16 protein-coding genes are annotated in these 23,355 nt (G+C 42.5%); 8 read left to right on the forward strand and 8 right to left on the reverse strand.

Translation table 11 applies throughout. The features are described from left to right. Window positions 1–12: 12 nt before the first annotated feature. From H6A34_RS01405 to gap, 4 genes are all read right to left on the reverse strand, one after another. Window positions 13–1,956 (reverse strand): glycogen debranching enzyme N-terminal domain-containing protein, encoded by a 1,944-nt coding sequence (locus H6A34_RS01405; protein ID WP_205102998.1) that lies wholly within the window; start codon window positions 1,954–1,956, stop codon window positions 13–15. A gap of 254 nt (window positions 1,957–2,210) precedes the next feature. After that, complete coding sequence (locus H6A34_RS01410) at window positions 2,211–3,146, reverse strand: diacylglycerol/lipid kinase family protein (protein ID WP_205103000.1); 936 nt, start codon at window positions 3,144–3,146, stop codon at window positions 2,211–2,213. A gap of 10 nt (window positions 3,147–3,156) precedes the next feature. Then, entirely contained in the window at window positions 3,157–4,113 is a 957-nt protein-coding gene (miaA, locus tag H6A34_RS01415) for a tRNA (adenosine(37)-N6)-dimethylallyltransferase MiaA (protein ID WP_205103002.1), read from the reverse strand. A 127-nt stretch (window positions 4,114–4,240) separates the two neighbouring features. After that, a complete protein-coding gene (gene gap / locus H6A34_RS01420) occupies window positions 4,241–5,272 on the reverse strand; it encodes a type I glyceraldehyde-3-phosphate dehydrogenase (RefSeq protein WP_205103003.1) in 1,032 nt (343 codons plus the stop codon). Between the two features lie 976 nt (window positions 5,273–6,248). Here gap and H6A34_RS01425 point away from each other — a divergent pair. Together H6A34_RS01425 and H6A34_RS01430 are read left to right on the forward strand one after the other, a co-directional pair. Continuing rightward, window positions 6,249–7,973, forward strand: coding sequence for an ArnT family glycosyltransferase (locus H6A34_RS01425; RefSeq protein WP_205103005.1), 1,725 nt, complete (start codon window positions 6,249–6,251; stop codon window positions 7,971–7,973). Between the two features lie 42 nt (window positions 7,974–8,015). Further along, window positions 8,016–8,978 (forward strand): glycosyltransferase family 2 protein, encoded by a 963-nt coding sequence (locus H6A34_RS01430; protein WP_205103006.1) that lies wholly within the window; start codon window positions 8,016–8,018, stop codon window positions 8,976–8,978. A 578-nt stretch (window positions 8,979–9,556) separates the two neighbouring features. Here the strand turns inward: H6A34_RS01430 and H6A34_RS01435 are convergent. Beyond that, a complete protein-coding gene (locus H6A34_RS01435; RefSeq protein WP_205103008.1) occupies window positions 9,557–11,200 on the reverse strand; it encodes a glycoside hydrolase family 43 protein in 1,644 nt (547 codons plus the stop codon). Between the two features lie 83 nt (window positions 11,201–11,283). After that, window positions 11,284–12,363, reverse strand: coding sequence for a hypothetical protein (locus H6A34_RS01440; RefSeq protein ID WP_205103009.1), 1,080 nt, complete (start codon window positions 12,361–12,363; stop codon window positions 11,284–11,286). Window positions 12,364–12,610: 247 nt separating this feature from the next. Here H6A34_RS01440 and H6A34_RS01445 point away from each other — a divergent pair, with 247 nt between their 5' ends. Beyond that, window positions 12,611–13,798 carry an ATP-binding protein gene (locus tag H6A34_RS01445; protein ID WP_205103011.1) on the forward strand — a complete coding sequence of 396 codons (1,188 nt, stop codon included), beginning with the start codon at window positions 12,611–12,613 and terminating at the stop codon, window positions 13,796–13,798. 36 nt (window positions 13,799–13,834) lie between these two features. Next, window positions 13,835–17,401, forward strand: coding sequence for a pyruvate:ferredoxin (flavodoxin) oxidoreductase (nifJ, locus tag H6A34_RS01450; protein ID WP_205103013.1), 3,567 nt, complete (start codon window positions 13,835–13,837; stop codon window positions 17,399–17,401). Between the two features lie 257 nt (window positions 17,402–17,658). Here nifJ and H6A34_RS01455 read toward each other — a convergent pair whose 3' ends face one another. Both H6A34_RS01455 and H6A34_RS01460 read right to left on the reverse strand, forming a co-directional pair. After that, entirely contained in the window at window positions 17,659–19,176 is a 1,518-nt protein-coding gene (locus tag H6A34_RS01455) for a ComEC/Rec2 family competence protein (RefSeq protein WP_239480719.1), read from the reverse strand. A gap of 404 nt (window positions 19,177–19,580) precedes the next feature. Further along, window positions 19,581–20,312 carry a DUF6282 family protein gene (locus tag H6A34_RS01460; protein ID WP_205103016.1) on the reverse strand — a complete coding sequence of 244 codons (732 nt, stop codon included), beginning with the start codon at window positions 20,310–20,312 and terminating at the stop codon, window positions 19,581–19,583. A 305-nt stretch (window positions 20,313–20,617) separates the two neighbouring features. Here H6A34_RS01460 and mce point away from each other — a divergent pair, with 305 nt between their 5' ends. The 4 genes from mce to H6A34_RS01480 all read left to right on the forward strand — a co-directional run bounded on the left by mce (window position 20,618) and on the right by H6A34_RS01480 (window position 23,316). Then, on the forward strand, window positions 20,618–21,022 hold the full coding sequence (gene mce / locus H6A34_RS01465; protein ID WP_021948091.1) for a methylmalonyl-CoA epimerase: 405 nt from the start codon (window positions 20,618–20,620) through the stop codon (window positions 21,020–21,022). 111 nt (window positions 21,023–21,133) lie between these two features. Beyond that, window positions 21,134–22,687 (forward strand): acyl-CoA carboxylase subunit beta, encoded by a 1,554-nt coding sequence (locus H6A34_RS01470; RefSeq protein ID WP_021948092.1) that lies wholly within the window; start codon window positions 21,134–21,136, stop codon window positions 22,685–22,687. Window positions 22,688–22,717: 30 nt separating this feature from the next. Then, complete coding sequence (locus H6A34_RS01475; protein ID WP_021948093.1) at window positions 22,718–22,885, forward strand: hypothetical protein; 168 nt, start codon at window positions 22,718–22,720, stop codon at window positions 22,883–22,885. Further along, window positions 22,882–23,316 (forward strand): biotin/lipoyl-containing protein, encoded by a 435-nt coding sequence (locus H6A34_RS01480; RefSeq protein ID WP_205103018.1) that lies wholly within the window; start codon window positions 22,882–22,884, stop codon window positions 23,314–23,316. The genes H6A34_RS01475 and H6A34_RS01480 overlap by 4 nt, the downstream gene beginning before the upstream one ends. Window positions 23,317–23,355: the final 39 nt, after the last annotated feature.

The following is a 23,355-nucleotide window of genomic DNA, read 5'->3' on the forward strand; positions in this document are numbered from 1 at the left end:
TTGTTCCTCCTCCTATTTTATGTATGAATATTTTTCAAGAAGATTCAAGGTTCTCAGGATTTCAGCGACATTCATCGCAAAAGATATTGCTCCACGTGCACGGAATGGCGGATTACCGTCAGACAACTCAGGTATAGTTCCAAGACAATTTATCAGCATCTCATCCTCATAACCTACCATATGTCGCTCAATAAAGCTTAATCGTGTACGCTTATATAGTTTAAGGCATGCCTCCATATAGAAACCTCCTAACCATGGCCATGCTGTACCTTGATGGTATGCATAATCACGTTGAGCACCTACATACATCGGATTATATCCTCCGCTTTTGGGAGATAATGAACGCAGACCTTTTGGTGTGAGAAGCTCTCGAGTGCAGACGTCAAGAACGCTTTTCTTTTGGTCTTGTGATAAGGGAGAATAATCGAAAGCCACAGGAAATATCATGTTTGGCCTGACACTCCAATCCATCATATTGCCGTCAACATAATCGAATAAATAACCATAGTCATTCATGAACGTTGAAACGAATGACTGTTTGCATAGTTCAGCTATCTTTTCCCATTCTGCTACTTTGGCTTCATTCCCTTTCAATGTCGCAAGTTTTGCTCCGAATTTCAACGCATTGTACCAAAGAGCATTGAATTCTACTATATATCCCGTTCTTGGTACAACCGGTTTCCCGTTTATAGTCGAATTCATCCATGTTACTGGCTTATTGCGTCCATCTGTATAGAGTAAACCGTTTTCGTTGAGTTTAAGGTTGGGATGTTTTCCATCTATTATATATATAAGGATATCTTTCACAAGTTTACCATACATGCTAAGACATTTATCATCTCCTGTTGCCTTAGCATATTGCTGGATTGCCCAAATAGCCCACAACAAGACGTCAGGCTGTTCAATTTCCGTTATTTTTCCTGTTTGGGGCTTATTTTCCATAAACTCGCGCAAACTTCTTTCAGCTGTTTTCATTACGAGTTCGAAATAATCTTGCTCATCAATAGACAAGGTTAAACCCGGAAGAGAAATAAATGTATCACGTGCCCTACATTTAAACCAAGGATATCCGGCAAGAATATAACGCTCGTCTTTGCTTGTTCTATTATGGAACTGATGGGCAGCATTTACCAAACAATGGAAGAAATTATCACGAGGCGCACGGTCTTCAACCTCTTTTTCAAATAAATGCTTCAGTGTACTTGTCTTGATCTCCGACGTAGAGGCGGCGAAAACGATACTTTCGCCTTTTTTAATGTTCATTTCAAAATACCCTGGTACATACAAATCTTCATTGTATGCATAACCACACTCTTGTTCTTTCGGATATTCAATGCCTCGGTACCAGTCAGGAGTAAACTTAAATTCATTCGTTTTGCTGAATTGCATGTATAAATCTGGATATCCGGCGTACATACAGGTCTTTATGCCATTGTCTACGCTGTGATATTCCCTACTGGCCGTACTGTTTTCGTGTGTTACCTGCCTTACGCTCCTGAAGGCCAGGAATGGTTTGAATCTCAATATTGTCTCACTGTGTGCATCCATCAGAGTGTAACGAATCAAGATTCTGTTTTCATAGTGTTGGAATACAACCTCCTTTTTTAACAAAACACCGCCAACACGGTATACTGTTGTCGGTACTTTATCACAATTAAACTCACGGATATACTTATGTCCTTTGGGACTGTAATTGTTCCCTTGGTATTTATGCAATCCCAAGTTGAACTCCGCGCCATGTTGGATAACGGTGACATCCAAGGAAGAAAGCAATACATGATTGTCGTCATCCATCTCCGGAACCGGCACTACTAAGAGTCCGTGATACTTGCTTGTATTACAATCTACGATTGTAGAACAAGAATAAGCTCCGGAACGGTTTGTACGTAACAATTCCCTTGAAAGAGACTCTTCCAGGTTCGTCATCAGAGTTTTTTCAAATTTTAGATAACTCATGGTATAATTACAAGATTTAACGTTTCTCTCTAAAAATATAATCAATTAAGAGTATAAGCAACGCTTTTACCTTAACGACCTTTCAAAGGTAATAATTTTATTTTTTACAGCCAAACAAAACATTCACTTTTTCGCCCAAATATAGACTTCGCATAATAAATTTGTAGAAAAAGACAATATAGTATTAGTAATAACATAAAAATAAAGGTGTCAAACGTTTGCGCCGACACCTTTATTCAATTGGAATATATAAGTTACATTGGTATCAAAAAATTCAGGACTTCTTGTTCCACTGCTATTTTATATGCGCCAACCGGAGTTCTCATCAGCCTTCCGTCTACACTGACCAATGCCTTTACTGCCTCGTTGACGACTACTTCGTTTGTACGATACGGATGTACGCTGTGGTGGTTTAGAAATTTTCCTGTTATTAGTAAATAAAAACCTTCAAACAATTGCGTCATTTCAGGGTGATAAACCACGGATACGTCCAATAAGCCATTATACGGTACAGCATTGGGAGTTTGTCCGTATCCGGCGGCATTACCAATGCATACCGTCATCACCTTGCGGTCTATCACGTCCGAATTTATCTTGATATTCATCTTGTAATCCAATCTTTGGAACATCATCATGGCCATAGACCCGATAAACGATAAAGTTCTTGAACCAAATAAGCGTCTTGTTTGTTGCCTCATGTTCATCATTGATGATATCAAGCCTATATTTACACAATTAAGGAAATATCTATGGCACTTCTCGTTTTTCTTATTTGTATATCGAATGCAACCAAGATCGATTTTCCTTACCCTACGTTCCTTAAGCCATCTTACAGTTTGTTCAATGTCATTTTCCTTAAAACCCCAATAATGCGCAAAGTCATTCATTACCCCGTTCGGTATAAGTCCTAAGGCAATTGAGTCACGAATATCCTTATCAACGGACATAAGACAATTCGCCGCGTCGTTTAGAGCAGAATCTCCGCCTACAATAATAATTGTCTTGTATCCATTGTTTATCAACATATTAACAAGCCTGGTTACGCTTGCCTGTCTTTCGCTTTGTACAAAGTCAAACTCTATGTTCTGTTCCAGCAGGCAGCTCTCAATCTTGCTCCATCTTTTCATCGAGCTTGACTGCCCGTGCTTGGGACAGTATAAAATACCCCAACGTGAATTTGCTATTGCCATATTATTCTCTCTATTGTAATTTGCCTGAAACTTCACATTCTTTTTTATAGATAGCTTTCACACATTCAACCTTGTCTTTTAAAGACATATCCGCGCTAATCCAATGTATCTTAAAACCACGTCTTTCCATCCCCCTGAACCAGGTCATCTGACGTTTTGAAAATTGATGTATGGCTATTTCAAGAGAACGGAACATTGTCTCGTAAGTCAATTTGCCGATAAGGTATTCCGTGACATATTTATATTCAAGGCCATAATAAATAAGGTCAACGGGATTTATTCCTTCATCAAGCAAGCTTTTTACTTCGTAAATCATGCCGTTCTCAAGCCGTTGCTTGAGTCGCTCGGTTATTTTACGTCTTCTTTCGTCACGGTTTATGTCTATGCCTATTATGGTAGACTCAATCTTTTCAGCCTTTCTTGCGGATAATTCAGGATGTTCCTTGTAATAATTTTCTATTTCGATTGCCCTTATTGCCCGTTTTACGGTATCTACATCCGTTGTATTATGCATGTTTGAACCGTTCTCGTTTTTTAGTGATATAAGTATATCCTTCAACTCATCTATAGACTTGCAGCTCAGACTATGGCGTAATTCTTTATCTTCAGGCACGGGCACGAGGTTGTAACCGTTCAGGACTGCTTCGATATATAATCCTGTTCCTCCGCATAAAATTGGTATCTTCTTTCTTTCCGCTATGTCATTATATGCAGCTATAAAGTCTTTCTGATATTCAAATAAATTGTATTTTGTACCAGGTTCTACAATATCAATAAGGTGATACGGGATGATTTTTCCACCGACGATGTAATCTGCCAGGTCCTTACCCGTTCCGATATCCATTCTTCGATACACTTGACGACTGTCGGCGCTTATTATTTCCGCGCCAAGCTCAGCCGCTAGCATGGCAGCCAAAGTGGTTTTGCCTGATGCGGTAGGTCCGAGTATGGTTATCATTTTACACATTATTTAATATAAGGATAAAGATTTAAAACTGGAACAGCATAATTTCTATCACCTGCAAATTTACAAAAAATAAACCGTCCGACAAGTATCGGACGGTTTATTTTTAATATATCAATCAAATTAATGATTAGCCGTTGTGCTTCTTCATGATCTTAATGAGGTCGATTACCTTGTGAGAATAACCAATCTCGTTGTCATACCAAGAAACAACCTTTACGAACTTGTCTGTCAGGTAAACACCTGCGTCTGCGTCGAAGATAGATGTCAGCGGGCAGCCGAGGAAGTCAGAAGAAACAACCTTGTCCTCAGTGTATCCGAGGATACCTTTCAGTTCGCCTTCAGAAGCCTCTTTCATAGCCTTGCAGATATCCTCCTTAGTTGCAGGATTCTTCAGGTTTACGGTCAGGTCTACTACAGAAACGTCCAGAGTCGGAACGCGCATAGAGATACCTGTCAGCTTGCCGTTCAGTTCAGGAATAACCTTGCCTACAGCCTTAGCAGCACCTGTAGAAGACGGGATGATGTTGCCAGAAGCAGCACGGCCACCACGCCAGTCCTTCAATGACGGACCGTCAACGGTACGCTGTGTAGCGGTTGTAGAGTGAACAGTTGTCATAAGACCGTTCTCGATACCGAACTTATCGTTCAGAACCTTAGCGATAGGAGCCAAGCAGTTAGTTGTGCAAGATGCATTAGAAACGATTGTCTGGCCTGCGTATGTGTCAGTATTTACACCGCATACGAACATGTCAGCCTGACGGCCGTCCTCGCCCTTCTTTGAAGGAGCAGAGAGAACTACATATTTAGCGCCTGCCTGGAGGTGCTTCTCAGCGCGGTCCATAGTCAGATAAAGACCAGTAGACTCAACAACATATTCAGCGCCGATTTCGTCCCACTTCAGGTTAGCAGCGTCCTTCTCAGCTGTAACGCGGATGTGGTTGCCGTTTACGATAAGCTCGTTCTTCTCAACGTCAGCCTCAATTGTGCCGTCGAACTGGCCGTGCATTGTATCATACTTCAGCATGTAAGCCATGTAGTCAACAGGCAGAAGGTCGTTGATACCTACAACAACGACGTCATTCTTGTTAGCCTCTTCGAGAGAAGCACGGAAAACGAAACGACCGATACGGCCAAAACCGTTAATACCAATTTTAATCATCTTTTTGTTTATTTTAAAGGGTTAAAATAATATCCTTAAACAATATACCTCTTTTCGCAGTACCTGCACTTTTATGCATGAATATCTCAAATGGCCTGAACCATAAGCTTTTTTCTTTTTCCGAGCGCAAAATTACAAAAAATATTTTATAATATGGTAGACTTATAATCTTAAATTAAGTAAAAAAATAAAGAGTTCTTAATCTGTATAATTGCCGTTGATATTAAACAATATGTCATAAAGAAGGACCTTTTCGTGTAATATGATTTACATATGCAGCGATAAAGTTTGTTTTTCCTTTCATTTGTTTATCTCATGTAAGTTTAGAATACAACAAACATGTTTTTGGGAATAATTCATACAAATCTGAAAATGCAATATAGAGTTTGCACTTATTATCCCTTTAAATATCCGTACGGCCGGATTTTTATGGAATAACTGCTGTTTGGCTGAATTTATTTTTATAGAAAAGCAGCATTATGTGTGTCTGTTTTTTATATGAAAAACAAACGTATAGTATAATATCTGCATCTTGATTACGTTGTCAATCGTGGCAATATGTTATCCTGCCCATACTTCTATATAATTAATAAGGTATATTCATGGGTTTCGGTCGGAATCGGATTGTTGCTTGCTAATACCTTTATATATAAATGCATCTTTCGTTATTCTGTTCAAGTGTTGTGAGGCTTAATTCCGAAAAGCCGCCTTTCGGCTTATGAAAGATGGCTTTTCGCGTTCTAAAAGGCCATCTTTTACAAGCCAAAAGACGGCCTTTTGAAAAACGGGCATATAGTTCCACCCCATTTAAGGCGGTTTATGCGGCATTGAAATCCGTGCACACATGCATTAAAATTAGTTAAATCACGGACTTGGTAAGTAAACATCAATAAATTCACAATATTATTTACGTAACTTTGCATGTTGTTAATAAAAAAGCGAAAAGCAATAATTTAAACAATAAAAAACAACTTACATGAGAAAGCAAGATAACCGGTACATTTGGATTTTACTTGTAATCTGTATCCTGTCGTTAATCATTTTTCTCGGTAACGCTCTCTTCAATACGAAAGGTGAGCCACGCGAGGCAATAGTCGCAGTGTCAATGCTGAAATACGGTAATTGGATTCTGCCTATAAATAATGGTGTGGATATTGCCTATAAACCGCCGTTTTTCCATTGGTGCATAGCATTTTTCTCTCTGTTTCAGGGATATGTGTCCGAATTTACGTCACGGTTGCCCTCAACATTGGCACTCATCGCAATGACTCTTGTCGGCTTCAAGTTCTACGAAAAAAGGAGTACGCCACAAATTGCCCTCATCGCATGCCTTGTAGCCATTACAAGTTTTGAGGTTCACCGTGCAGGTACCAACTGCCGTGTGGACATGCTGCTGAGCGCATTAATGGTGATTTCTCTTTACCAACTATATAAATGGGGTGAAAAAGGGTTGCGTGGAGTGCCTGTTGTGGCTATACTTTGCATGAGTGCAGCTTTCTTGACCAAAGGGCCGGTGGGCATAGTTCTGCCATGCCTTGTTACTGCCGTATTCCTTTTAATAAGTGGTTACAGGTTTGTAAAGTTGCTCTATGCTTTTGCGCTTGTGGCACTTGCTTCATGCGTTATCCCAGCGTGTTGGTACGTAGCAGCATATATGCAAGGCGGAGATACCTTCATGCAGTTGGTATACGAAGAGAACGTGCTGCGCTTCTTAGGCAAGATGTCATACTCATCTCACGAAAATCCGGCCTACTATAATGTCATTACCGTCTTGTCAGGGTATTTGCCTTACACGTTGCTGGTGGTGATGTCGTTGTTCGTCTTGAAATACAAGAAGCCTGAAGGGACGTTGAAATCATGGTGGAACAGGCTTGTTGACTATATAAAATCAATGGATGACACAAGATTGTTCTCATTGTTGAGCATAGTAATAATATTTATTTTCTATTGCATTCCCAAGAGCAAGCGTAGCGTCTACCTGTTGCCCATATATCCGTTTATTGCCTATTTCCTTGCCGAATACATAATATATCTTGCCAAAAAACACTCAAGGATAATACGCTCATTCGGATATACGCTGTCCGGTATATATATAGCGTTGCTTGCGTTGTTTGTGGCTGTAAGGGCGGGAATTGTGCCAGAGACAATATTTTCAGGCAAACACGCAGCCGAGAACATTGCGCAAATGAGGGCGTTGGAGACTGCCGGTATTGGAATAACCGACATAATAATTATATTATTGCCGGTTATAGCCGCCTTACTGTTCTGGAAATCAAGGAAGAGCGACAGCATACGCCAAGTGTATTCAATGCTTGGTATTGTCATCGCGGTATTCATGTCGCTTGACGGCTTCTTCCAGCCGATAGTGCTTAACACTAAGTCGGACAAGCCCGTAGCCATGAAATTGAACAGCATAGTGGGCGATGGTACGGTGTATTCGTACCGTCCGCAGAGTGCAGCAGGTGACCCGATGCGATCGTTTACCATCAATTTCTACATGAACGACAGAGTTGTGCCTTTCGAAGCTGCCATGCCCAAGAGCGGCTACATGCTGTCTGGCAATGACGATATTGAGGCATTCAAGGAGACGTATCCTGATTATTCCGTTACGGAAGTGGTAGACTTCAAGCATAAAAGTTGCGACGACAAGAAAATGCTACACCTTTACCGGATTTACGACACGTCACGCAATAAGAGGTAAAGGATAAGCGTTTTTACATCAAAAATGTAAAAGAAAAAGAGTATGAAGCTTGCGATAATTGTACCATGTTATAACGAAGAGGCCGTATTGCCAGAGACCACGAAGCGCCTTTGTGGCATATTGGATGACATGACGGCGTCCGGGAGCATCGACGATGGCATTATATTGTATGTTGACGACGGCAGCCGTGACTCTACATGGAGCCTTATTGAACAGTTCTCGGGCGCTGACAATAAAGTGGCAGGTCTCAAGCTGTCACACAATCGGGGGCATCAACACGCGTTATGGGCAGGCCTCGAGTGGGCTGCCGAGCATGCCGACGCGGCCGTGTCGATAGATGCCGACCTACAGGACGACGAGACCGTGATACCGAAGATGGTCGGGCTGTACAACGCCGGAGTAGACATTGTGTACGGCGTGCGCAAGGAACGAGATACGGACACCTACTTTAAGCGGACCACGGCGCTCATGTTTTACAAGCTGATGAACGTGCTCGGCGGCCATGTCGTGTACAACCACGCCGACTACCGTCTGATGAGCCGGCGCACGCTGCAGGCCCTCGTGTCGTTTCCAGAGCGTAACCTGTTCCTCAGGGGGATGGTGGCCTCGCTCGGATTTCCGTCGGCATTCGTGTATTACGACCGCAAGGCCCGTTTCGCCGGCACGTCAAAATATCCGCTGACCAAGATGTTCAGCTTTGCCGTAGACGGCATAACGTCGTTCTCCACCCGTCCGCTGCGCTTTATAACATACCTTGGGCTCGTGTTCATCCTCATCGCCTTAGGCGTGATAATATACGCCCTTGTTGAATATTTCAACGGCACCACGATACAGGGATGGACGTCACTGCTTGTCTCGGTGTGGTTTATCGGCGGCGTGGTGCTGCTTGCGTGCGGCATAATAGGCGAATACGTGGGCAAGATATACATCGAGAGCAAGGGACGCCCGCGGTATTTCATCGAGAAGGAGACGGGCACCAACCGTGCCACGGACGCCCGCTCCTGAGCCACAGTTACCTGCGCGGGCGTATCACGTAACGCCTGCGCTCGGGATTACACATTGTACACGAATCGGGCCAAACTGCTTACACATTGAAAAACGTTGACGCTGTAGAAGTGGCGCGGCCAAAATTTTCTTTCCGTCAGACTTAAATACGCCAATTCTGGGTGTGCAACCGTAATTCGTTGAACTACTTACGGTTACACACCCAAAATAGTTTTTGTGCAACGAAAAACGGCCTTTTTTACGCAGAAAAGCCATGTTTTTCGTTGAGTTCGCTATGCTTTCTCGTTGAGGGAAGATAGCTTTTTCATTGAGGAAAGATAGTTTTCTCGATGAGAAAGCATAGCTTACTCTATTTAATAAATAATTCTTTACAAACAGAAGAGTCGTTTTGCTAAGTCTACATGGCATTTCCTAGAAATTCTTTTCCAGATTGCGCTGAAAGCATTAACTTTCCTATATGACGTTTTGAAACTTTCCAGTCGAACAGTGTTTACAAACGTACACAGCTATGGCAACGGTAAAATAAAAGAGGAAAGGCACCTGCCTTCCCTCTTAAGAACTTTATATCCTACGCCGCGTCACTTCGTCACGCGGAACCAGTCAGCGTCTATCCAGCCACGGTTTGCCTTCCCGGCAGGCTCGGCGGCCACGAAACCAATCTTAGCGCCAATCCATTTGCCCTCACGCATGGTAAACTCGTCGCCGGCCGGCTTGAACTTCTTGCCGTCAAGGCTGTACGAGAAGCTGCACTTGCCGTTGTCTACCGACATGCGCATGTATATATCCTCATGTATGCCCGGTTGGTAATCAATCTTGTCAGCCGCCGTAGGTTCAAGCGTGGCTATTACCTTCACGGTCTCAGCCTTGCCCTTGTCGGCATTGCGGCACGTCAACTGCTGTAGCTGGAAGGCGTCCCCCACCCTTTTCACCACCAATGCCGAGTAGTCGAGTCCCATCATGATAATCCCGCCAAACTGGTTCTGGTCCTTTGACGTGAAGCGCAGTTTAGCCGTAGCGGTAAACTTGTCGGCCGGCGTCTTCTGCAGCAGCAGGTTGGGCACCTCCCAAAGGTTTACATAGTTATCGCTTAACTTGTGCGTATATATTCTGAACTTACCAAACGCAGTAGGCATGCCGAACATCTGGTTGTAGTTTGCGTGCCACTGCCATTGCAACCCCATCCTTGGCTCGTTGAATTCGTCGCTCTCAACCGGATTCTGTATCGGCCACGCCTGCGAAGTCTTGGGCTTACGGTACGTAATGACAGGTTCTCCGCAATAATCCCCGTCCTTGTCGACGCCCATTACAGGCCAGTTGTCCTTCCACGTAACAGGCTGCAAATGCACTACACGCCCGTAACATCCCTTGTCCTGGAAATGCAGGAACCAGTCCTCGCCATATTGCGTATGTATCCATGCGCCTTGGTGCGGGCCGTTAACGCTACTCTTACCCTGAGCCAGCACGGTCTTGCTCTCGTACGGGCCGAACGGTTGCTTTGCCCTCATTGCCACCTGGAAGCCCGTAGGCACGCCGCCCGCCGGGAACATAATCCAGTACCAGCCGTTGCGCTTGTAGAACTTAGGCCCCTCGCACGTTCTGTTTTCCGTTCCGTTACCGTCAAATACGATTACAGGGTCGCCTATCGCCCTCGTTCCGTCGGCAGACAGCTCACGCACGACGATGATCGAAGCAAAGCGCGAACGGCTGTTCGCATAAGCATATGTAAGATAGCAACGGCCGTCATCGTCCCAAAGCGGAGTTGTGTCTATCATGCCCTTGCCCGATATAACGCATATAGGCTCCTCCCAATTACCGGCGGGGTCTTTCGTCTTGACCATCATTACGCCACGGTCGGGGTCCCCCCAATAGATATAGAACTCACCGTTATGGTGACGAATGCTCGGCGCCCACACCCCGTTTCCGTGCGACGGCATGTCGAACACCTCGGTGGGATATTGCGTCTTTAGCGCATGCCCGATTATCTCCCAGTTCACCAAATCCTTCGAATGAAGGATGGGCAGACCGGGAATACAGTTAAACGAACTTGCCGTAAGATAGTAATCCTCGCCTACAACACATGCGTCTGGATCACTATAGTCGGCATTAATCACGGGATTTGTGTAAGTGCCGTCGCCATTATCCGGGCACCATACCTCTGACTTGTACTGTGCATTGGCAAAAATAGGTAAGAAGGCCAATACCAACAAAATTTGTTTTTTCATACTTGGAAATATTATTTTGGTTTGTTTTAATTTATAGTGAGTTTGAAAATCAGCCCGTTTCTTGGACACACGAACAGACTTTTCTATAACACCTTGACAAAGTTATTCTCTATATAATCAAATTTCAACTTGTAATTGACATCATGGATTATGTGCATCAACTGGGTCGGGTCAGTAATGTCAGTACCGAATGAATTTGCGACATGCCCCATTGTGCGTCTTACATTTATTTCTACGCATGGATGAAGTAAGTAACCGCATCCGCCATCTTTTACCACTATCATCATATCGACACCAAGCGATCCCTTGTAACATTTAAAGAAACTTGTGGAAAAATAAGTCTTAAGCCGTTCAACTATATTATCAATAAGGGATAAAGACAAAAATTCGCCCATCATGTGAGATTTTTCCAACTCTGACGCAATAATGCTTCCCGTATAGTTACTTCCACCAGTCCTGAACAAAGACAGGCCGCGATAATCAACTCTGCCATTGCCATAAGAATAGAATTCCATTGCAAAATCTTTTACCTTCTTGTAGTACGGCTCAACGGAAATGCCACCTTGGCGTTCTATTACCTTTCTAATCCATCCGTCAACCGACGGTGTAATGCAACGCTCAATGTATCGTACCCCACGACCACTGCTACTCCACGGTGCCTTGGCTACTATTTTTCCATATTTACGTAATGAATCATATACTGCGTCAATATTCTTGTAATAGAAACTTTCACCACACGTGACGTCCTCTATATCCTTACGCAAAACCGTAAGCAAGGCACACGTTTGCCGTCTATCGGATAAATCACGTATATATTCCAATGTGTCGTCGGCGGGCAAGACATCTGGATTTACGCCGGCATCAGACAGCTGTTGTCTGACGGCTTTGTCCCATCCCCATGGCTCAATGGCAGAAAACACCAAATGCCTCAAGTCATTTGCAGTAACGAAAAGTACGTCAGCATGCCGTTTGCCTATTTGCGACAGAGCCTTAATAGCATAATACACATCGTCGACAAGTATCAAATCGCCTTCACCAGCCCATAATGCAGGAAGGAATCCAAGATTTACCTTAAATTCCTGTATGGCATGCGGCAATGTAAAATATGCCTTGTCCGCCGCAAGCGCCATATCATGTTCCGGATTAAAGATATGTAATTTCACTTCAACAAAATTATTGATTGGTGCAAAGATAGTGTAAACATAGAGAAGTGCAAAATAAATTTTTAACGAAGTTAGCTTTTATTTGTGCAGATTATGTAATAATAAATACAGGAAATTCCTCACATAGCAGCTGGCATAACCTGCCAGCTTATGCAAAAATAATAAAAAAATACGAGTTTTTGCAAAGCATGGTTTGCAAATAAAGAATAAAATGCTATCTTTGCAAAAGAAAACAAATTGAAAAAGAATGGAAGCTTTCTTTCGCACCCATACTTATTTAGTAGAACACACTAATGCCCCTGTACGACGTCAATTGATGGACGAAATCGATTGGTCAGACAGGCTTATCGGCATTAAAGGCACTCGTGGTGTTGGAAAGACGACATTTCTTCTTCAATACGCAAAAGAGCATTTTTCCCCGACAGACAGACGTTGTTTATATGTAAATATGAACAATTTTTATTTTCAAGGCCGAGGAATAGCAGATTTTGCGAATGAGTTTTGCAAGACAGGCGGTAGAGTTTTACTAATAGACCAAGTATTCAAGGAACCCAATTGGAGCCATGAATTAAGATTGTGTCATGACCAGAATCCGGAGCTGAAGATTGTTTTTACCGGTAGTAGTGTTATGCGCCTGAAGGAAGAAAACCCAGAACTAAGCGGAATTGTAAAAAGCTATAATCTGAGAGGATTTTCCTTTCGCGAATTTCTCAATCTTACAGCAGGAACCCATTTCCATTCATACACACTTGAGGAAATTGTGCATAACCACGAGCATATAACGAGACAAATATTACCGGAAGTGTCTCCGAACAAATATTTTCCATTATATTTGCATCATGGGTTTTATCCTTTCTTTCTTGAGAACCGTAATTTCTCGGAAAATCTGCTTAAAACGATGAACATGATGACGGAAGTTGACATCCTGTTAATCAAGCAGATAGAACTTAAATATCTTACAAAAATAAAGAAGCTGTTTTACCTTCTGGCGCTTGACGGCCCAAAAGCTCCCAACGTAAGCCAACTGGCAAATGACATTGAGACAAGCCGTGCGACAGTGATGAATTACATTAAATACCTTGCAGAAGCAAGATTGATAAATGTAATATATCCTGTTGGGCAAACATTTCCGAAAAAGCCAAGCAAGGTGATGTTGCATAATCCGAACCTTATGTATGCCATTTATCCGATAAGGGCTGAACAGCAAAATGTGATGGAAACGTTTTTCGTCAACTCGCTATGGAAAGACCACATCGTAAACCAAAGCAACAAAGACAACTACTATATTATAGATGAAAAACGAAAATTCAGGATTTGCGATGCAACCAAATGTGGTAAAATACGCATGAATCCAGATACAATATATGCAAGATACAACACGGAAATAGGCAAGGACAACCAAATTCCGCTATGGCTATTCGGATTTTTATATTAAACTAACAAGATACACTAACATTAATGTTTTATTAAAATGGCTAAAGAAAAAAAGTTTATCACATGTGATGGTAATGAAGCAGCCGCACACATAAGCTATATGTTCAGCGAGGTTGCAGCCATTTACCCTATCACTCCGTCATCTCCAATGGCGGAACATGTTGACGAGTGGGCCGCAAAAGGACGCAAAAACCTTTTCGGTCAGACCGTTTTCGTTCAAGAAATGCAATCTGAGGCTGGTGCGGCAGGTGCTGTTCATGGTTCTCTTCAGGCTGGAGCACTTACCACTACATTCACAGCTTCACAGGGATTGCTCCTTATGATACCTAACATGTATAAGATTGCCGGCGAACTTTTGCCTTGCGTTTTTGATGTTTCGGCACGTACACTGGCATCTCATTCTCTTTGTATTTTCGGTGATCACCAGGACGTAATGGCTTGCCGCCAAACAGGTTTCGCACTCTTCTGTGAAGGTTCTGTACAAGAAGTAATGGACCTTACAGCTGTAGCGCACCTCGCATCTCTTAAGACTTGCGTTCCTTTCCTCAACTTCTTTGATGGTTTCCGCACATCTCATGAATATCATAAGATTGAATTGCTTGAGCAGGAAGATATCGCTCCGTTAGTTGACATGGATGATGTAAAGCGTTTCCGTGACCGTGCGTTGTCACCTGAGCGTCCTGTTACACGCGGTACAGCAGAGAATCCTGAAACATTCTTCACACATCGTGAGGCAAGCAATGAATATTATGATAAAGTACCTGAAGTTGTTGAGCACTATCTTGGTGAAATCAGCAAGATTACAGGACGTGAATATCACTTGTTCTCATATTATGGTGCAGAAGACGCAGACCGTATGATTATACTTATGGGTTCTGCAACAGAAGCTGCACGTGAGGCTATTGACTACCTGAATAAGAACGGAGAGAAAGTAGGTATGATTTCAGTTCATCTCTATCGTCCGTTCTCTGTTAAACATTTGCTGGCATCTGTTCCCGCAACTGTTAAGCGCATAGCTGTTCTTGACAGAACAAAAGAGCCAGGCGCAGAGGGAGAACCTCTATATCTTGACGTTAAGAGTGCTTACTATGATGTTGAAAATAAACCTCTCATTGTTGGAGGACGTTATGGTCTTGGTTCTAACGATACAACTCCGGCACAAATAATCTCTGTATTCAACAATTTGAAATTGAACGAGCCGAAGAACCACTTTACCTTGGGTATAGTTGATGACGTGACGTTCACCTCACTTCCGAAGGTTGAGGAAATGGCTCTCGGCGGAGAAGGAATGTTTGAAGCTAAATTCTATGGCCTTGGAGCGGACGGTACCGTAGGAGCAAACAAGAATTCTGTCAAGATCATCGGTGACAACACTGACAAGCACTGCCAAGCATATTTCTCATATGACTCAAAGAAATCAGGCGGTTTCACATGTTCACACCTTCGTTTCGGTGACACGCCTATTCGCAGTACATATTTAGTAAACACTCCGAATTTCGTTGCATGCCACGTACAGGCTTATCTGCATATGTACGATGTAACTCGTGGTTTACAGAAGAACGGAACATTCCTTCTGAATACTATTTTTGAAGGTGAAGAGCTTGTAAACTTCATCCCGAATAAGGTTAAGCGTTATTTCGCACAGAATAATATTACCGTATATTATATTAACGCAACAAAGATTGCACAAGAGATAGGCCTTGGCAACCGTACCAATACAATTCTCCAAAGTGCATTCTTCCGCATAACAGGTGTCATCCCAACAGACCTCGCCGTTGAACAGATGAAGAAATTTATCGTTAAGTCATACGGTAAGAAGGGTCAGGACGTTGTTGACAAGAACTATGCAGCTGTTGACCGCGGTGGAGAATATAAACAGCTTACGGTTGATCCGGCATGGGCAAACCTGCCTGACGATGCTGTAGTTGAAGACGATGCTCCAGCATTTGTAAAAGAGTTGGTTCGTCCTATCAACGCACAAGCAGGTGATCTCTTGAAGGTTTCTGACTTTATAAAGCATGATACAGTTGACGGAACATGGGAGAATGGAACTTCAGCTTATGAAAAGCGTGGTGTTGAGGCATTTGTTCCTGAATGGAATGCAGAAAACTGTATACAATGTAACAAGTGTGCATATGTTTGTCCTCACGCTGCTATCCGTCCGTTCGTTCTCACTGACGAGGAGCTTAAAGGCTTTGACGGAACAACTCTTGAGATGAAGGCTCCTGCAGCAATGAAGGGCATGCACTTCGTTATCGAACCGAGTGTTATGGACTGTCTCGGATGTGGCAACTGTGCCGATGTTTGTCCTGGCAACCCGAAGAAGGGCAAAGCCCTTACGATGGTTCCGTTTGCCGGCAATGACGCAGAAGCTGCCCGTTGGGACTACCTCGTAAAGAACGTTACAAGCAAGCAAAATTTGGTAGACATTAAGTCTAACGTTAAGAATTCTCAGTTTGCTCAACCCCTGTTCGAATTCTCTGGTGCATGTTCCGGCTGTGGTGAGACTCCTTATGTGAAGTTGATCTCACAACTCTTCGGTGATCGTGAAATGATTGCAAACGCAACGGGCTGTTCTTCAATTTATTCAGCTTCTATACCATCAACGCCTTACTGTAAGAACGCTGACGGTCACGGACCTGCATTTGACAACTCACTCTTTGAGGACTTCTGCGAGTTTGGTATGGGAATGGTACTCGGAAACAAGAAGATGAAAGAGCGTGTTACTATACTGCTCAATGAAGCTATCGCAAAAGATGATACTCCTGCTGAGTTCAAGGCTGCTGCTCAAGAGTGGATTGAAGGCAAGGAGGACGCTGATGCTTCTAAGGCTGCAGCTGCTAAGCTTAAACCGCTTATCGCTTCAGGTGCAGAGGCAGGTTGTCCGATATGCAAAGAGCTGAAGACACTTGATCACTATCTTGTTAAACGCAGCCAGTGGATCATCGGCGGTGACGGTGCTTCTTACGACATTGGTTACGGAGGTCTCGACCATGTGATAGCAAGTGGTGAGGATGTAAATATCCTTGTACTTGATACTGAGGTTTATTCAAATACAGGTGGACAGTCGTCAAAAGCAACTCCTCTCGGCGCAATCGCACAATTTGCAGCTCAGGGTAAGCGTATACGCAAGAAGGATCTTGGTCTTATGGCAACAACTTATGGTTATGTATATGTCGCACAGATTGCAATGGGCGCAGACAACGCACAGTGCTTGAAGGCTATCCGTGAGGCTGAAGCATACCATGGACCTTCTGTCATCATCGCATATGCTCCTTGTATCAATCACGGATTGAAGGCTAAAGGCGGTATGGGCAAGAGTCAGGCTGAGGAAGCTAAGGCTGTTGAATGCGGATACTGGCACTTGTGGAGATATAATCCAGAACTTGCTGAGCAGGGTAAGAATCCGTTTACACTCGATTCTAAGGAGCCGGATTGGAGTAAGTTCCATGACTTCCTGTTGGGCGAGGTTCGTTATCTCTCTGTAAAGAAGGCTTATCCTAACGAAGCAGAAGAACTGTTCGCAGAAGCAGAGCGCATGGCTAAATTGCGTTATAAGAGCTACATCCGCAAGTCTAAGGAAGATTGGAGCGAAGAAGCGTAAATTAAATGAGAAAGAAGTTGTGCGTTGAAAAACCTCAACTGACACATATTTTAAAAGAGATTGCATATTTACGATATATGCAATCTCTTTTACTTATAAAGACATTAAGACAAAACCAATAATAAAATAAATCACTGTCGCGCAAATATAAAATCCGCAGATAACTCTGTTTATATTAACATTGGCACTATCTCCCGTTATATTTCCAAGCATTAAATGCTGTAAAATATTTTGATACAGACTTCAGCAACTGTCAGTCATGGTACAATCCAAACCATCTTGCGCAGATATTTTATTATGAAATAAACAGAAAAAATGATGACATATATAAGCAGTGTTTGCACAGCACTGATATTTATGCCTTCAATACTTGCGCCTGGCAAAGATGCAACAAAGGATACACATGCGTTCATGAAGTCAACAACTTCTGTCAAAACTCTGCACAGCCAAGCCTGAAACCATGGAAGATAGCCTGAAAGGAATATGGCAACTGTGCCATACAGAATAGCCGTTGATACTGGTATAACTACAAAATTAGTCAGCAGGAAATAACATGAGAAGCGGCCAAAGTATAACGCTACCAATGGTGCAACACCAAGCTGAGCCGCAAAAGAAACTGATGTCATCTGCCATATCCATTTTAATATAAGTATCTTCTTAAATGATTCAGGCATAATATGATACACAGGTTCGTAAAATACAAGAATGAACATTACGGACAGGAATGACATCTGAAAACCTATGTCATAAAGATTCAATGGATTTGCAACTAACACAACAACTGCGGCTACGGCAAGAACATTCAGGGACATACGGTCACGACGAAGGAGACTGACAAAAGAATAAATGGTCAGCATTACCGCTGAACGCAAGGCTGATACCGGCAAACCGGCAATAAATACGTAAATCCATATAGCGCATATTATCATCACCTGGGCCACTACAGACCTGCTACGCCCAAAGAACAGTATCGTCAGCATGGCATAAATTATGCTTAAATGGAGCCCCGACAATGATAATACATGCAAAGCACCTGATACGGAATATTCTTCCGTCATTCTGTCTGACATGGAAATACGGTCGCCCAGAGTCATCGCAGCCAATATGGCATAGCCTTGTCCGTCAAATCCTAACCGCCTTAAATGCCCAAGTAATGTGTTGCGAAACTTAAGGGCCTTTATCTTTGTTCGTTCAATATATGATAAGTTATTTAAGCTGACAGCCTTACTATACCAATCGTCAACGTATAAAAATACAGTTGCCGAGAAACCGTGATTCAAAAGATATTGGGCATAATCAAATTTTCCGGAGCCAAAATTTTTCGGCTTCCTTAATTTGGCGCGTGCTACAATGCCGGAGCCTGGAGCAATACCCTCGGCCATGGCATTTCTGTAAAAACTCGCCTTTACCTTCATCGGCCGTTCCATGCTGGAAACCAACATATCACAGCGCACAACTTTACCAGAAACAACAGGACTACTTATAACAACGGCTTCAAACGTTATTTCATCTTTTGGTAATTCAACATTTATTTTCGACAATTCCATGGATGTAAGACAACCTCCAAGGAAGACGAAGGTAACAAATATGGCCACTGTCTGCACTACGGCATTCTTCTTCAAACATATTGACGACACAAACGAAACGATCAATGCAATGTACCAACTCCATTCTGAAATAATGCCATAAAGCTCCTTGCCGGCAATTATGCCGGCAACAAGAAACACCACCAAGCGCAGAACCGGATACAGTTGGATTCGTCCGTTTACCTTCATCACGTTACATCAAGTAGTTTGGATATGTCGCATTGAAGCATAGACATGTTTTCACGTTATAATGCAAATATAAAACATTTTATTGATGAAAGGAAACAACGACGAATAAAAAACTCTTTATGTGTTCAAGAAAACACATTACCCAAATGCCCAGTACAATATTCGGAAATATAATAAAGCCCGGCAATATTATCAAACGCAGTCAATGACATTGCAAAATGCCGTGTTTTAAACGATAAACGACGGTGTTTTACAATGTCATTGACCGCATTTCATTTTATAAGTAATGCACGCCCATCCACTGAAAGAAAGGATTTATATCACCTATGGAAATTGTAAATCAAAAGATAAGTCATACTTAAAAGTGATAATTTATAATCGCACTTGAGTTGTGAGCATTATCGTCACCTACCCATAGTTTCCTTTACTTTTGCCAACAGGTTTGGAATGTCCAATTTCTGGGGACACTTAGCTATGCATTTGCCGCATGAAACATTAGCTTTACGTATAAGAGTTATACTTTCGTCCGGTGACGAATGGCCTGTAGCCAAAATAATGTTTGCTTCTGCGCAAATCTCCATTACTTTTACAACTTCAGGCAATACATTGCCATTGTCATCCAATACCGGAATGCCTCGCTCTTTACGTCCTTCATATTTGTATTGGTATGAAGCGTCCAATGTCGGCAGCCATATACAGCGGCAAAGACCTCCGCTTGTTTCTACGGCTTTACGCGCAGCGAAAGGGTTAACCCTATCACCGTGAACTCGATTCATGCAAAAACTTCCATAACATTCAGCTCCAGATAGTGCCTGACGTATAATATACGCCCTGTCATGACAGCTGAAATCATTAGACTTAAACATAACGGCACGATAACCGGCATGCACGGCATCTTGCATAAAATGATATTCATCAATGCACCGCTCACGTGAATCAGGACTACAGTGCAAATGAATGTCACACACTCCTTTTAATATTGCATCACCTGTTAATTTGTCATTTTCAGCATTATCAATTTTAGGCAACATTTCCATTGCCTGGCCAGGAAGAATACTCTTCATAAAAAACGCCCCTCCGACAATTGAGGAAGTCTTGATAAAACTTCTCCGGTTTATTTTTCCGTTATCTGTCATAGCTCTATTTTTTATGCAAAGATAATCGCATAAGATAAAATATATAGTAACACTTTTATCGAGATTTGTATTTCTTTTACTGATTATGAGTTGTTCTTATTTGTTTTTAGCTATATTGACTGGCTTATCATAATAGCAAAATCATATAAATACATATTTTCAATCATTTTTTTTCTAATTATTAAGTATCTCACTTTTTTGTATTATCTTTGCAACGGATAATTAATCGGTACTAATATATGAAAAATACATTTCATCCGTATCGTGCGTTATCTTATGGCAAATCTTATTTAAATGATAATAGTATGAAAATTTCACGTATTGAACATTTGGGTATTGCCGTTCCGAGCATAGAGGAAGCCCTACCCTATTTCGAGAATGTTTTAGGTCTAAAGTGTTATGCTGTAGAAGAAGTGGCAGACCAGAAAGTAAAGACTGCCTTTCTAAAATGCGGCGAGGTAAAGCTCGAATTACTTGAGCCGACATCTCCGGACAGTACAATACAAAAATGGCTCGATAAAGGCAACCACGGTGTTCACCATGTGGCATTCTGCATTGAAGATGGTGTAAGCAATGCATTGGCCGAATGTGAGAGTAAAGGTCTGCGCCTTATCGACAAAGCTCCAAGAAAAGGTGCGGAGAACCTTAACATAGCTTTTCTTCATCCGAAATCAACATGCGGAATACTCACCGAACTTTGTGAACAATAATAATATTATTATAAGGTATTAAGGCATGACGGCTTTATGAAATGTTGCGTTGCTTTTCAATGCAACATTTCATAAAGCCCAACGGCCCTCACAACTAATAAATAAGAATCAATGAGCAAACAAGTAGAAAAAATCAAGGAGCTTATCGCAAAACGCGAACAGGCTCGTCTCGGAGGTGGCGAAAAAGCCATTGAGAAACAGCATGCACGTGGCAAATATACGGCCCGTGAACGTATTGACATGCTTCTTGATGAAGGAAGTTTCGAAGAGTTCGACATGTTCAAGCTGCACCGTTGTACCAACTTCGGCATGGAGAAAAAACAATATTTAGGCGACGGTGTCGTTGCCGGATGTGGTACTATAGATGGAAGGCTGGTTTATATCTTCGCACAGGATTTTACTGTCAATGGCGGCTCTCTGTCTGAGACTATGGCTCAGAAGATATGCAAGGTTATGGATATGGCAATGAAAATGGGTGCCCCGGTTATCGGTATAAATGACTCGGGCGGTGCACGTATCCAGGAAGGTATATGTGCATTGGCCGGATTTGCGGAAATCTTCGAACGCAACATTCTTGCTTCAGGTGTAATTCCACAGATCAGCGGAATTTTCGGGCCTTGCGCTGGTGGTGCCGTATATTCTCCTGCATTGACTGACTTTACCCTGATGATGGAAAACACATCATACATGTTCCTTACCGGACCGAAAGTGGTAAAGACTGTGACTGGAGAGGATATCGACCAGGAACATCTCGGTGGCGCAAGTGTACACTCTACGAAGAGTGGTGTAACACACTTTACTGCTTCAACTGAAGAAGAGGCAATGGAAATGATCAAGACATTGCTTAGCTACATTCCTTCTAACAACATGGAAGAGGCTCCACGAAAAGAATGCACCGACCCGATTAACCGTATGGAAGATTCGTTGAACGAAATAATCCCGGAAGATCCAAATCAGGCTTATGATATGTACAAGGTTATCGGTGCGATAACTGACAACGGTGAATTCTTTGAAGTACAACCTAAATTTGCAAAAAATATAATTGTGGGATTTGCACGTTTCAACGGGCAAAGTGTAGGTATCGTTGCAAACCAGCCTTCATGCTATGCCGGCGTATTGGATGTAAATTCAAGTAGAAAGGGAGCACGCTTTGTTCGATTCTGCGATGCGTTCAACATACCTATCGTCAGCCTTGTTGACGTTCCTGGATTCCTCCCTGGAACCGGTCAGGAATATAATGCGGTCATCCTGCACGGAGCCCAGTTGCTTTATGCATATGGTGAAGCAACCGTACCAAAGGTTACAGTTACATTGCGTAAGAGCTATGGAGGAAGTCATATCGTGATGGGTTGTAAGCAACTCCGTACAGACATTAACTATGCATGGCCTTCTGCTGAAATTGCAGTTATGGGTGCAAGTGGTGCCGTTGCTGTACTGTGTGCAAAGGAAGCAAAAGCGCAAGACGACCCCAAAGCCTTCCTTGCTGAGAAAGAGGAAGAATATACTGAAATGTTTGCAAATCCATACCAGGCTGCAAAATATGGATATATTGACGACGTTATAGAACCTCGAAATACACGCTTCCGTATTTGCCGTGCATTGGCTCAGTTGGCAACCAAGAGAGACGGACTGCCAGCCAAGAAACATGGCAATATCCCGATGTAATTGTTTTCAATCATTTTAAAGCAAAGAACAATGAACAAGAACGAAGTGTATGCAGCCATTGCACTGGCTTTGCATGAGTTCAACGGAAATAATGTGCATGACAAGGAAGCGGGAATCATCACCATCAAGAGCAAATATAGCGAATGGGAGATGCACTCGTTAAGCATGACACCTCATCCACAAAATATTAAGCAATGAAAGAATACAAATATACAATCAACGGCAATAAGTATGAGGTTACTATTGCCGGCATAGAAGATAACATCGCAAACGTCATAGTTAATGGCGAGGAATATAAAGTTGAAATGGAGAAAGAGCCGGAACCTGAAAAGAAGAAAGTTGTAGTAAAACCTGTGGCTCAACCGACTTCAGAAACCCAACCCGCAACTGGACACAGCGCAAAAGTAAATCTCAATAATGCAGTAAAGTCACCTTTACCTGGAGTTATAACCGAAATAAAGGTAGCTGTTGGAGATGAAGTTAAAGCCGGTGACACAGTTGTTGTACTCGAAGCGATGAAAATGGCCAACAATCTTGATGCTGAACGAGGCGGAAAAGTTACGGCTGTACTTGTAAGCGAAGGTGAAAGTGTCATGGAAGATACTCCATTGATTGTCATTGAATATTGAATAATCTAATTACACAATAAAAAGAGGCCCCGGAATAAT

Source organism: Marseilla massiliensis, assembly GCF_016899855.1.
Classification (GTDB): domain Bacteria; phylum Bacteroidota; class Bacteroidia; order Bacteroidales; family Bacteroidaceae; genus Prevotella.

Bases quoted from the DNA above. Each gene is read 5' to 3' on its own strand.
- H6A34_RS01405 (WP_205102998.1), bottom strand. From the start codon at position 1,956: ATGAGTTATCTAAAATTTGAAAAAACTCTGATGACGAACCTGGAAGAG.
- H6A34_RS01410 (WP_205103000.1), bottom strand. From the start codon at position 3,146: ATGGCAATAGCAAATTCACGTTGGGGTATTTTATACTGTCCCAAGCAC.
- miaA (WP_205103002.1), bottom strand. From the start codon at position 4,113: ATGTGTAAAATGATAACCATACTCGGACCTACCGCATCAGGCAAAACC.
- gap (WP_205103003.1), bottom strand. From the start codon at position 5,272: ATGATTAAAATTGGTATTAACGGTTTTGGCCGTATCGGTCGTTTCGTT.
- H6A34_RS01425 (WP_205103005.1), top strand. From the start codon at position 6,249: ATGAGAAAGCAAGATAACCGGTACATTTGGATTTTACTTGTAATCTGT.
- H6A34_RS01430 (WP_205103006.1), top strand. From the start codon at position 8,016: ATGAAGCTTGCGATAATTGTACCATGTTATAACGAAGAGGCCGTATTG.
- H6A34_RS01435 (WP_205103008.1), bottom strand. From the start codon at position 11,200: ATGAAAAAACAAATTTTGTTGGTATTGGCCTTCTTACCTATTTTTGCC.
- H6A34_RS01445 (WP_205103011.1), top strand. From the start codon at position 12,611: ATGGAAGCTTTCTTTCGCACCCATACTTATTTAGTAGAACACACTAAT.
- nifJ (WP_205103013.1), top strand. From the start codon at position 13,835: ATGGCTAAAGAAAAAAAGTTTATCACATGTGATGGTAATGAAGCAGCC.
- H6A34_RS01455 (WP_239480719.1), bottom strand. From the start codon at position 19,176: ATGAAGGTAAACGGACGAATCCAACTGTATCCGGTTCTGCGCTTGGTG.
- H6A34_RS01460 (WP_205103016.1), bottom strand. From the start codon at position 20,312: ATGACAGATAACGGAAAAATAAACCGGAGAAGTTTTATCAAGACTTCC.
- mce (WP_021948091.1), top strand. From the start codon at position 20,618: ATGAAAATTTCACGTATTGAACATTTGGGTATTGCCGTTCCGAGCATA.
- H6A34_RS01470 (WP_021948092.1), top strand. From the start codon at position 21,134: ATGAGCAAACAAGTAGAAAAAATCAAGGAGCTTATCGCAAAACGCGAA.
- H6A34_RS01475 (WP_021948093.1), top strand. From the start codon at position 22,718: ATGAACAAGAACGAAGTGTATGCAGCCATTGCACTGGCTTTGCATGAG.
- H6A34_RS01480 (WP_205103018.1), top strand. From the start codon at position 22,882: ATGAAAGAATACAAATATACAATCAACGGCAATAAGTATGAGGTTACT.